The sequence below is a fragment of the Fibrobacter sp. UWH9 genome, assembly GCF_900129715.1.
In the GTDB taxonomy this organism is placed as follows: Bacteria; Fibrobacterota; Fibrobacteria; order Fibrobacterales; family Fibrobacteraceae; genus Fibrobacter.
This window is the reverse complement of sequence record NZ_FQWP01000003.1, coordinates 96509-108050: the sequence shown is the minus strand read 5'-3', so window position 1 is coordinate 108050 and position 11542 is coordinate 96509. Positions and strand designations below refer to the sequence as shown.

9 protein-coding genes are annotated in these 11542 nt (G+C 49.7%); all 9 read right to left on the bottom strand.

Going from position 1 to position 11542, the window contains the following annotated elements:
- Positions 1-14: 14 nt before the first annotated feature.
- The 9 genes from BUB94_RS03760 to BUB94_RS03720 all read right to left on the bottom strand — a co-directional run bounded on the left by BUB94_RS03760 (position 15) and on the right by BUB94_RS03720 (position 11486).
- Positions 15-2255 carry a tetratricopeptide repeat protein gene (locus BUB94_RS03760; protein WP_249269422.1) on the bottom strand — a complete coding sequence of 747 codons (2241 nt, stop codon included), beginning with the start codon at positions 2253-2255 and terminating at the stop codon, positions 15-17.
- An 11-nt stretch (positions 2256-2266) separates the two neighbouring features.
- A complete protein-coding gene (locus tag BUB94_RS03755; protein ID WP_249269423.1) occupies positions 2267-3784 on the bottom strand; it encodes an OmpA family protein in 1518 nt (505 codons plus the stop codon).
- 187 nt (positions 3785-3971) lie between these two features.
- On the bottom strand, positions 3972-4172 hold the full coding sequence (locus BUB94_RS03750) for a hypothetical protein (protein ID WP_073158531.1): 201 nt from the start codon (positions 4170-4172) through the stop codon (positions 3972-3974).
- A gap of 124 nt (positions 4173-4296) precedes the next feature.
- Entirely contained in the window at positions 4297-5091 is a 795-nt protein-coding gene (locus tag BUB94_RS03745) for a 1,4-dihydroxy-6-naphthoate synthase (protein ID WP_073234352.1), read from the bottom strand.
- 108 nt (positions 5092-5199) lie between these two features.
- The gene (locus BUB94_RS03740) at positions 5200-5883 is read right to left on the bottom strand and encodes a phosphorylase family protein (protein ID WP_073234349.1); all 684 of its coding nucleotides are present in this window, start codon (positions 5881-5883) and stop codon (positions 5200-5202) included.
- 2 nt (positions 5884-5885) lie between these two features.
- Positions 5886-6842 (bottom strand): 1-phosphofructokinase family hexose kinase, encoded by a 957-nt coding sequence (locus BUB94_RS03735; RefSeq protein ID WP_073158526.1) that lies wholly within the window; start codon positions 6840-6842, stop codon positions 5886-5888.
- 21 nt (positions 6843-6863) lie between these two features.
- Positions 6864-8081, bottom strand: coding sequence for a tyrosine--tRNA ligase (gene tyrS / locus BUB94_RS03730; protein WP_073158523.1), 1218 nt, complete (start codon positions 8079-8081; stop codon positions 6864-6866).
- A 128-nt stretch (positions 8082-8209) separates the two neighbouring features.
- Positions 8210-9841 (bottom strand): AAA family ATPase, encoded by a 1632-nt coding sequence (locus BUB94_RS16355; protein ID WP_139260117.1) that lies wholly within the window; start codon positions 9839-9841, stop codon positions 8210-8212.
- Between the two features lie 112 nt (positions 9842-9953).
- Entirely contained in the window at positions 9954-11486 is a 1533-nt protein-coding gene (locus tag BUB94_RS03720) for a sigma-54 interaction domain-containing protein (protein WP_073234346.1), read from the bottom strand.
- Positions 11487-11542 lie beyond the last annotated feature (56 nt).

Sequence of the window (11542 nt, the reverse complement as noted above, 5' to 3'; positions counted from 1 at the left end):
GGGAAGAACCCGGATTACTCCAGGTCCTCCAGTTCATCAAGTTCCTGCTGAGCTTCCTGAGATACACCAGCACCCTGACCCATCTTGGTCTTAACGGTTGCCAAAGTAAAGCCAGCATCATCAAGAATACGCTTACGGTTGGATTCGAAGCGGTCACTCTGGATTGCTCTCTGGTTGAATGCAGCGTAGTCTTCGATAGCTGCATTAGCCTTATCAAAGCTGGGCTTGAGAGCTTCACGCTTGCTTTCCACACGGGGAGTGGGCAGCTGGCGAGCGAGGTCAAGAGCCTTAACCTGCACAGAGTCGAAATCATCCTGCATAGCTTCGTATGCCTGGCGAGCGCTATCACGGGCAGCCACAGAAACAACCGGCTGTTCAGTGCGCTTTTCAGCCTGTTCGAGAGCCTTGACAGCACCGTTGTAGTCCTTCTTCATGAAGTGGCAGTAACCAATCACGAGGTAGGCTTCAGAAACCAGGAAGGATTCCGGGAGGTTGCTGACGATCCACTGAGCGGGCTTCATAGCTTCATTCGGCTTGTTAACCTTGAGGAAGGACCATGCAATGCCGAGCATAGCTTCGTCGTACACCGGAGAACCGGGCTGGACCTGACCATACATCTGAGCAGCAGCACCGATGTCAGCCTTTTCGCCAGAGAAGAACAAGTGGCCGAGCTTCACACGAGCAGCATCCTGCAGGTCGCGTTCAGACTGGTTGGAAACCGGCTGTTCGGTAATGTCGCGGAAGCAGTTTTCAGCTTCGTCGAACTTGCCGAGACGGCTGTATGCGATACCCATGGTATAGCGAGCATAGAAGTAGTTGGCGTTACCCGGAAGAATTGCAGCGAGCAGGTCGACAGATTCCTGATAGAGACCCTGTTCGAACTTGATCTGGCCTGCAACGTAGTCAGCGTCAGCCTTAACGTCGCTTTCACCGAACTTCTGAGCAATTGCCTGATACTTAGCCATAGCGTCAGTGTACTTGCCTTCCTTATAGTCGATGTTCATCAACTGGAAGTGGTACTTGGCGCGTTGGTCACTCTGCGGATAGCGCTTGATAGCGTCTTCGTACACAGACTTTGCAGCCTTGTGCATACGGAGGTTTTCAAAGGACTTTGCCTTGTAGAAAGCAGCCTGGTCAACAAGGTGGAATGCGGGGTACTTGGTCTGAACCTTACCGAAAGCATAAGCAGCTTCGAGGAACTGACGGTTCAAGTAGAGACGCATTGCTGCACGGTAGTCGTTTTCAGGTTCGATCTTCAAACGGCGATAACGTTCTTCACCAATCTTTTCTTCGCGGGTGTCACCGAAGCGAGAAGTAATCTTCACGGCCCAGATGAAACCACGATTCTTCTTGGCATAGAGGTCATCGTGAGACATTTCCAGATCCAAAGCCAGGTAACGGAAGATGCTAACATCCTTAACGTTAACGGTGGCTCCTGCAACCGGGTAGCCTTCCTTAGTAAAGCGGAGGCGGACACCGAGATGAGAAGACAGGTAATAAGTCAAGGTGAAGCTCATTTCCGGGTTCACACCGTCACCACCTTCGGTATCGGAGTGGAACACGTCGATGAGGGAAATTTCAGCCTTTGCTTCGAGAGAGCGGTTGAGACCGCGGTAGAAGAAGGAAAGGTTCAGGTTGCTGGGGATGTTGTAGGCATCATCGCGATCGCCACCGAAGAAACCCGGAGCGACGAAGCTGCCACCATCTTCTTCCATGCTGATGCCCGGCTGAGCCAGGTTCTGCAGGGCCACACCTACCAAGAGGTAGCCATACTTAGAAGAAGCAAGGGGATTCCAGCTAACACCCACGTCAGCACCGACGGTCAAGTGCTTGACATCGTCGAACTGGTTGATGTAAAGAACGGAAACATCGATACCCAGAGCAACACACTGCATCAGGTTGTAAGCATAGCCGAGCAACCAGGAGTATTCACCATAGGACTTACCGCCATCAATGGAAGCACCGTTTTCGAAGAAAGACAGGCCCAAAGTGTGCTTGTAATCCATGGGGAAGGTCAAGCTGACGTATTCCTGAGAAGCTTCACCACTGATGGAGCTGAAGAAAGCTGCGCTGAATTCCAGCTGTTCAGTTTCTGCAATTCCTGCCGGGTTGACGTACATGGCGGTATTGCCACCGAATTCTGCAAACCAGTCATTCTGCTGATACTTATGCGGAGAATAAGTGGCTTCTGCAAACAGAGAAGTGCTGGCTACTGTGAGTCCGAGGACTGCGGTTTTAATAAAACTAGAACGCATCACTTACTCCTTTACTTAATATCCGTGCGGATGAACTCGATACGACGGTTCTGAGCACGACCTTCCGGTGTCTTGTTGGATGCGACAGGCTTGGTGTCACCCATACCGTCGGTGACCATACGGCTTTCGTTAATACCCTTTTCTACAAGGAAGTTCTTAACGGCGGCAGCGCGATCTGCGGAAAGCTGCTTGTTCTTGTCTTTGTTACCAACGTTATCTGTATGACCGACGATTTCAAACGTTGCTTCGGTGAAGGTTTCCATAATGTCGACAACCTTCATCAGAGAGATGTAGGAATCCGGAGTAATCGTAGCCTTACCAGATTCGAAGTTAACACCTTCAAGGACGAACACCTTCTTAGGCGGCTGGGGAACTTCATCCGGGCAACCATCTTCGTCCTTGTAGCTGTTGAGAGTTTCAGCCTGTTCGGGGCAGAGGTCAACGCCCTTACAGACGTGAGCGAAGTTGGCCAGCATACCCTTAGCTTCTACCCACGGGTCGCAGAGACCGTCGCGGTCGTTATCTGCATCCGGGCAGCCATCGTCGTCCTGGAAGCCGTCGAAGTCTTCAGCTTCTTCGGGGCAGTTGTCGAGGCCGGTGCAGACAGAAGCATACTTGTCGGAGAAGCCTTCTTCGGAAACCCACGGATCGCAGAGGCCATCGCCATCGGTATCCGGATTACGAGTTTCTTCAACGGCTTCTTCTTCCTTCACCAGTTCGGCAGCAGTCAGACCGATGTCCAGCTTGCCCTTACCGCGCTTCAGCATCGGAGAGGTGGACTGGCAGTAGAAGTTCGGCTTGGAGAGCGAAGGATTCATGAACTTCGGATCCAAGGAAACGTTAGTGCGGTTCACCTTGATGAACTGGTTGAACGGATAGTAGTTCTTGTAGATGTTGTTGTATTCCACCTTGGTCTGGCCGGCAGCGGGGTCGGCGAACACACCGTAGTAGTGGTTTTCCATGAAGATGTTGTTGCGGGCAATCACGTTGGTCGGGCCCTTGAGAGCGAGACCGGAGTAGCCGTTACGGAGCACAACGTTCTGTTCGATATAAGCGTCGAGGGACTTAGCACCCCAGGCCAGAATGCCGGACCAGCGGTTGCCGTACACCACGTTATTACGAAGATGCGGGAGGGAAATGAAAGCACCGATACCGGTTGCCTTGTTATCCATCACGTAGCAGTGATGAATGTAGGGGGCTGCGTTTTCGCACAGAATACCTTCGAGGCCGTTCTTCACAGTGAAGTGAGACATTTCGGCGCCAGAAGTACCCATGACGGTCGGACCGCGACGGCCACCATCGATGATGGTAGTGAGCGGGTCCTCGCCCTTAAGCACAACGCCCATCACCAAGGTGATGTTTTCGTTGTAAGTACCGCGTTTGACGAGGATGGTATCCCCGGCATCTGCATTACCGAGTGCGTCTGCAATCTTCTGGTAGTCGCCAGGCACGTTGATATTCTTTGCCATGGCGGTTCCAGTCAAGAGCATAGCCCCGGCCGTGATCAAGACCAGTTTCTTTAGGGTCATACTGCTACGTTTCTCCAATCATAGAACACATAAAATTCATGCATCTATACTACCCCCAATGGGGCAAGTATAAAATTCAAATGGGAATATACCTTCAAAAACGCCATTAGTCAAACGATTTTCGCAAAAATGGGCAAAATTATCGTAAAAATATTGTGATAGTGGTCGCATTTGAAGTTTTCCCAGGTCAATCGTCGGCTTCCGGTTCGTCCTTTTCGCCGTCCTTCTTCGCCCCCTGGATGGAGACGCGAATCTCTTGGCAGGTTTTCTTTATGTCCTGCAACACTTTACGAGCTCTTGTACCAGCGGACTTATTGCCGCGCTGGAACTTCTCGTACTCGCGCTTAAAGTTCTCGACTTCCTGTTCAAGATCGTTCACTAAACTCATAAGCAAACTCCAAAAAAAAGATGCTGTAGGGAAAATAATTAAAGTTTTTTCTAAAAATTCGCCATTTTGTAAAATTAAGTTCACATTAACATAATATTACAATAAAACGAAACCCTTCAACAACTTATAAACCACGTACCAACGTCCACAAATGATCCAGGGCGGCCTGGCCGCGTTCCCCGACGTTTTCGGAGAAGTCATTGACAAACATCCTGATGTGGGCTTCCATGACAGAATCGTCCTCGATCTGAGCCTTTTCGCTGATAAAATCGGTGATGAGCGTATCACGGGAGCGGGCCATTTGCAGACTCTTCCGGATTTCACTTTCAACCAGTTTAACGGTCTCGGGTCCGAGTTCCCTTCGCGCCAGCGCAATTCCCAGGGGGATCGGGGTTCCAGTTTCCTGTTCCCAGAAGGCACCAAGATCCTGCAACAGGAACAGACCGTCCCTTTTCCAGGTAAAACGATGTTCGTGGATGACAACGCCCTGAGGAGCCTCCTTGGAGCGCAAGGAACGATAGACTTGGTCGAATAGGGCGTATCGCAGGTCTGCGGGGATTTTCCGGGTTCGGGAACGCCAGAAACGGAACAGCAAGGCGGCCGTAGTGTCGCAACCGGGCAAGGTTACCGGCAGGGAATCGTCAAAGGACTCCCCCACTGCGGAAAGGAGCAGAGGTCCGCATCCATAGCCGATAGCGCCGCCACAGCCCAGGCAGACATAATCCTTTTCCACCTTGGGGTAAACCTGGGCGCTCACCTTGGCCACGTCCAGTTCGCCACGGCGGACCATTTCGTTCAGGGTCTGGACATCGGCAAAATGGACGTCCCAGTCAAAAGGGGAACCTTCAAGACCCTTTACCAGGGCTTCGTAAATGTAGGTGTCATTGGGGCAGGAAGAAATTCCGAGAGAAAGTCGCATAAGAGATGAGGGGTGAGAGACGAGATACAAGATATGAATTACTAATTAAACAGCTAGCGTTTCCATCCTGCGAACCCCCTTTAGCCGTTTCGCTTCAACCTTTTCGCTTTACGCTAAAATGGTTGCGCGCAGTTTTTCTAGGGCTTCCCTGGATTTCCACTGGCTCTTGTCACGGGATGTGGCAAAGTTGCTAACGGCGCGGATCTGGAAAGCGGGAATCTGGAATTTTTCGCAGACCGCGAAACAGGCGATGCCTTCCATGGACTCTACGTCGCAATCCAGTTTCTGGGAACGCAAAATGGAGGTACATTCCGTACCGGTGCAGCAATTTACGGTTGCGCCTCTGACAGATTTCAGGTTGGAAACAATGTTGCGGATGGATTCCGGAGCCTGTTTGGGAGAAGCGGCGTGACGAGCTTTCGCCCAGGAACTAAAGGAACCGTCCTGTTCCTCGCAGCCGTAATCGCCCTGCAAGTCTTCGTCGACACGGACCACGTCAAGAAGGTTCAGACAACGGTTCGGATATGCGCCACAAATACCGACGTTGACTACTGCAGAAACGGCAATATTAGTTTGTCTACACTCAAGGAGGATACTTGTCAGACCAACAGAAAAATCCAGGGCACCGACGTCAAGTACGCAGGCGTAGGCACCGCCGGGAAATTCATCGATAGGGATCAGCTTATTGACAGCGTCGGGATATTCTGCGGACGCCTTGGGGAAGACCGCCGAAAATTCCATAGCTGTCGCAAAGGCAAACAAGGGTACATTTTCAAAGGCGGGCTTTTCCATAATCACTCCAGTTTTTCTACGGCTTCGGCCAGGGACGCCTGAAGTTCCGACACACGTTCCAGTTTAAGATTCCAGGGACGATCCGTTTCGCAACGGGCTGCGGCGACTGCGGTGGCAAGAACCAGACTGTCTTCGAAAGACATGCCCTGGGTATCTGCGTACAGCCAACCGGCAAAGAAGGAATCACCTGCACCAACGCTGTTCTTGACCTGAATTGTAGGCGGCTGGATCTGGACTCCCTGGAACTTTCCTTCTAAAAGTCTGAAGGCTCGTACCGGAGATTCCTCATCCGTAACCACAAGGTTCTTGATCGGCAGACGTTCCAAAACCGCCGTGGCGGACATCTTCCAGAACTGGGGGCTGGACATGACCAGGGGAATTCCCATTCGTTCGCACAACTTGCAGTATTCCTGCATGTTGATCTTCAGCAGTTCCACGCCCTTGGCAAGCCAGGCATCGATGTCTTCTACGGCATCCACAAAAATTTTTTTGCCGGTAAAATCCAGGGAATTGATCTTATTGACATCAAAGCCCTTGGGGAACGTTCCACAAAGGGCCACACGCTGGGTGGAGTCCCAGTAGTCGTTCAGGTTCTGCAGGAAATCATCATTCTCGGATTCGGTCAGAACGGGAGAGGGTTCAATCAGCTCCGTAGATTCACCAGCACTGACGATGGTGGTACAGATTCGGGTCGGTTCCTTGATCCACACCGGGGCCTGCTGAACACCGCAAGCGGAAAGTTCATCAAAGATGTGCGAACCGTTCTGGTCGCCAAGGAAATGCATCAGAAGAGCCGAACCGCCCAGCAGCTGCAGGACGCGACCACAGTTGATGCCCTTGCCCGAGGCGTATTCCTCTACCTTGGAAATACGATGTACCTCGCCAGGCGTAAACTTGTCCAGGAAGAACAAGCGCTGCCAGGCGGGATTCAAACCGAGGATGAGAATTTCTTGAGCCATACCCAAACCCTTAAAACACCCTTAGAAGTTCACCTTGTAGAACTTACGCTTACCCACCTGGATCACCATCTGGTCACCGCCCTTGATTTCAATCTGGGCCTGGGGGTCAGCAAGTTTTTCACCGCCAATCTTGACGCCACCGTTCTGGACCATGCGGCGGGCTTCACCCTTGGAGGCAAAGGCCTTGACTTCAACGAGGAGGTCGAGAGCGCCGTAGGAACCGGCTGCTACAGAGCATTCTGCAGCGTCGCTAGGAATGGCGTTACCGCTATGAACTTCCTTTTCCTTGGCGGCGGCAGCGACCGCGGCTTCGGCGCCGTAGTACTGGGTGACGATGTCAATAGCCAGGCGATGCTTAGCTTCGTTGGGGTTCATCTTGCCGGAAGCAACGTCTGCCATCATCTGCTTGATTTCTTCCATGGGGATTTCGGTCAAGAGTTCGAACCAGTTTTCAACGATGCTGTCAGCCAGGCTGTAGATCTTGTGGTACATCACGTCCGGGGCTTCGTTGAGGCCCACGTAGTTACCGATGGACTTGGACATCTTGACCTTGCCGTCGGTACCCAGGAGGATGGGCATGAAGAGACCGATCTGGGGTTCCATGCCTTCGAAAATCTGAAGGTCGCGACCGCGAAGTACGTTGAACTTCTGGTCGGTACCGCCAAGTTCCACGTCGGACTTGATAGCCACGGAATCGTAGCCCTGCATCATGGGGTACATGAATTCGTGGAGGCTAATGGGAGTGTTGGCGGTATAGCGGTTGTGGAAGTCTTCGCGTTCAAGCATCTGAGCCACAGTGAACTGGCCCATGAGTTCGGTCACCTTGCTGAAGTCCAGCTTGGAAAACCATTCGCCATTGTAGTGGATTTCCACCTGGTCGCGACGGACAACCTTGAAGAACTGTTCCTGGTATTCCTTTGCGTTTTCCAGAACCTGTTCGTGAGTCAAACGAGGACGGGCCTTGTTACGGCCGCTGGGGTCACCAATCTGTGCGGTGTAGTCACCGACGATAAGAACAACGGTATGGCCCAGGTCCTGGAATTGACGGAGCTTGCGCATCACGACGGTATGGCCGAAATGAACGTCCGGTGCGGTGGGGTCCACGCCCATCTTAATGCGGAGAGGAACGCCAGTCTCGTAAGACTTCTGGAGTTTCTTTTCGAGTTCATCCTGCGGGACGATATCGATAACGCCGCGCATCAAAATATCAAGCTGTTCTTTAACAGGACGGAATTGCATAATTTTCTCAGTGGTTAGTGGTTAGTGATTGGTGGTTAGGAAATGCTAGCCAATCAATCAACTAAAGCCCATGGAAAAGGAGTGTATTTTCATTTTTCGGAGGTAAAGATAGCAATTAGACGAGAGAACTAGGGATTTGAATAGGGGAAATCCTCAGCTGTTAGAGTATTTAAGCCTGATTCATTTGAACAGGCGACGCGATTAGCCTGACACTCTATGCTCTTTTCAAAAAGGTTTCTAACAAATCTAGCGTTTCCGAAACTTCTTTCCTTGTTTTGAATAGTCCAATTTAAATAAGTTTGTAGTTTTTCCAAAAAGTCATCAGACAAACTATACTTAAATTCATCCGCACGCTTCTTGAAGATTTCGATCATTTCTGAAAGGGAATAATCCTCAAAATTGATAAAATGATTGAATCTAGATTCCAAACCTGGATTGGACGAAATAAATGTTTTCATTTCATCTGTGTACCCTGCGACAATGACAACAAGCCTTTCACGGTCATCTTCCATTCTTTTCAACAAGGTATCAATAGCTTCTTTGCCAAAGTCCTGAGAAGAATTTCCTGCAAGTGTGTAAGCTTCGTCAATAAACAGTACTCCATCAAGAGCTTCATCTACAACCTTATTTGTCTTTACCGCAGTCTGTCCAACATACTCCGCCACAAGTTTTGATCGATCTACTTCAACGAGATGTCCCTTCTTGAGAATACCCATTTCTTTATAAATTCCAGCCATAATTCTTGCAACCGTCGTCTTACCAGTTCCAGGATTTCCAGTAAAAACACAGTGATACGATGTCGGAGGTACCGGCATTCCTTGAGCCTTGCGACGTTCTTGAACATTCAAGTAATTATAGAACGTGGATATTTCCTTTTTTACAGAATCAAGTCCAATCAATTTACTCAGGTTTTCTACACTGGACGAAGAACTTTGACTGGAATTAACATTTGAAGAAACATTTTCTAAAGATTTTAAGCCTTCAAATTCTTCAAGCTGTTTAATGAAATTTGATTCAACTTCAGAAACTTCTTTATCCGTATTTGCAATGGCCTTGGCATAATCAAGGAGGGCCGATTTATAATCCTTTGCTAGGGAATCATCCTCAACAAGCAGCATGATTGCTGAGGGAACATTCTTTTCCTTGAATTGTTCTACAGCTGAATTCAGATTTATGAAAGCATCAATAACGCTTTTCTTTATAGTTGGATTTTGAAGATAGGTCTTAATTTCAGACTTACTCCAGCCAAAAGAAGGAATTGCATGGGCAATATAAATGCAGAAAATTCCAAGACTTTCCTTTTTGTCGTAGTCAAATTCGTGACCAAGTGATTTTTGTATATGGAGCATTTCCGTAAGCGTAAACACCATAAGTTTTTCTTCAATGGATTTCGTATCTTCAGTATTTATGTTGACATGAATCTGCTCACGAAACTTTTTATTTAAGGCTAAACGCTCTAGAACAGAATAAAGTCTATGAGCCGCGTCAACGAGATCAAGCTTATTCAAATTGAATTGGCTCGGGACAATTTTTTGGCCATTTTCAAAAACTTTCAAATTCATCTTCTTGAAGGATCGAACTGCACCATTTATAAGCAAAGCAGTTATCAAAAGAGTGAAAATACCTGCAGCTATAGAACCCGCAGACTCCGCTGAAAAGATGAGAGATAGAGACACGATTAAAAAAATTAGAGCAGGGAAAGCATATATTACGAATAAGACCGCACTTGCTGTTTCTTTAGATTTTTCCTTAAAAGACATATCAACTCCATTTTTTCTTTTAAAATACAATGAACCAGTACCAAAGTCAATCGTTTATTGAGGTATTAGCCATTGATTACGAAGAATATTCAATGTTCCAAAAGCGTTTATTCTATCGAGTAAAGGCGTTCAGGTCGATATTCAGCTGTTTTATTTTGTATGTAAGAATGCGAGGCGTTGTGGAGAGGCTGCGGGCGGCTGCGGCCATCTTGCCCTTGGAGCTCTTGAGGGCATCGCAGATGATGTCTCGTTCGTAGGCTTCCACCATCAATTTCAAGTTGCCGGACACCTGGGTGCCGGAAGTTTCTGCAGTCTGCAATGTGGTGGGAAAGTGATGGGGGTAGATAACGTCTTCATCAGTCACGAGGACGGCGCGTTCAATGGCATTTTCCAGTTCACGGACATTGCCGGGCCAAGGGTAGCTCATGAGCATGTTGATGGTAGTGCGAGCCAGACGGCGCACGTTCTTGCCCACGATACGGCAATAATGTTCCACAAAGTGATCCGCCAGAAGAACGATGTCCGTCTTGCGGTTATGCAATGCAGGAACGTAGATGGGCGAAATGTGGAGCTGGTAGTAAAGGTCTTCGCGGAAGGTACCTTCGGCCACCATCTGCTGCAAGTTCTTGGTGGTGGCGGCAATAATACGGACATTCACCTTCTTGGAGAAACGGGCGCCCACACGTTCCATTTCGCCATCCTGCAACAGGCGCAAGAGTTTCACCTGAAGGTTGGGAGATAGTTCCGCCACTTCATCCAAGAACAGCGTACCACCGTCGGCCTGCTCCACACGGCCCGGAGTTTCCGTAAGGACGCCCACCAAGGCGCCACGTTCACTTCCGAAGAGTTCGCGGTCCAGCACAGATTCTGGCATGGAGGCACAATGGACGCGGATGTAAGGATGGGAATTGCGGTCGGAACGGTAATGGATGGCTTCTGCAACGAGACCCTTGCCGGTACCCACCTCCCCCACGATCAAAACCGGAAGAGGGTTCTTGGAAACCTGGTCGATCTGGGCGTAAACACGTTGCATTTCGCTGGAACGGCCGATGATGTTGTCGGGCTGGAAGCGATCCTTTAGCTCCATGGTCAAACGTTCATTTTCCGCCTTCAAAATTTCGTTTTCTTCGCGGGCCTGACGGCGCAACTTCACGGCGCCAGCAAGCATCTGGGCGATGATTTCCAACAAACGAAGTTTTTCGGGAAGCTGGTTTTCCACAGGATTCTGGACGTCGGCACTCAAGGCGCCGATGACTTCATGTTCCATAATCACGGGAACGCAAAGGAAGGCTCGGTTTTCGTCTTTACCGCGGCCGGTACGGTCCAAAAAGTTCGGGTCTTTGCCCACGGAAGGAATAATCACAGGCTTACCCGTCTCCACGACTCGGCCTGTAACGCCTTCACCCACCTTGTAGCGGCCCTTGCGGGCCTGGCGGCTGGAAAGGCCTTCTGCAATTTCAATGGAGATTTCGCCGGTATGGCGATTATACAAAGTAAGGGTGGCATGCTGCACACCCATGGTAGACTCCAACACTTCAAGAATGGGATGAGCCACATTCTCGAAGTCCAGACTCTGGTTCAAAATGGAGCTGATCTTGTAGAGCAGCTCCAGTTCTTGAATCTTACTTTGTTGTAGTTTTTCCATCTAGTAGTTTTCGCTGGATCCTTCGCTTCGCTCAGGATGACATCACTGTCTACTTC

Coding starts and splice junctions, on each gene's coding strand:
- BUB94_RS03740 (WP_073234349.1), bottom strand. CDS start 5,883: ATGGAAAAGCCCGCCTTTGAAAATGTACCCTTGTTTGCCTTTGCGACA.
- BUB94_RS03755 (WP_249269423.1), bottom strand. CDS start 3,784: ATGACCCTAAAGAAACTGGTCTTGATCACGGCCGGGGCTATGCTCTTG.
- BUB94_RS03760 (WP_249269422.1), bottom strand. CDS start 2,255: ATGCGTTCTAGTTTTATTAAAACCGCAGTCCTCGGACTCACAGTAGCC.
- BUB94_RS03745 (WP_073234352.1), bottom strand. CDS start 5,091: ATGCGACTTTCTCTCGGAATTTCTTCCTGCCCCAATGACACCTACATT.
- BUB94_RS03750 (WP_073158531.1), bottom strand. CDS start 4,172: ATGAGTTTAGTGAACGATCTTGAACAGGAAGTCGAGAACTTTAAGCGC.
- BUB94_RS03735 (WP_073158526.1), bottom strand. CDS start 6,842: ATGGCTCAAGAAATTCTCATCCTCGGTTTGAATCCCGCCTGGCAGCGC.
- BUB94_RS16355 (WP_139260117.1), bottom strand. CDS start 9,841: ATGTCTTTTAAGGAAAAATCTAAAGAAACAGCAAGTGCGGTCTTATTC.
- tyrS (WP_073158523.1), bottom strand. CDS start 8,081: ATGCAATTCCGTCCTGTTAAAGAACAGCTTGATATTTTGATGCGCGGC.
- BUB94_RS03720 (WP_073234346.1), bottom strand. CDS start 11,486: ATGGAAAAACTACAACAAAGTAAGATTCAAGAACTGGAGCTGCTCTAC.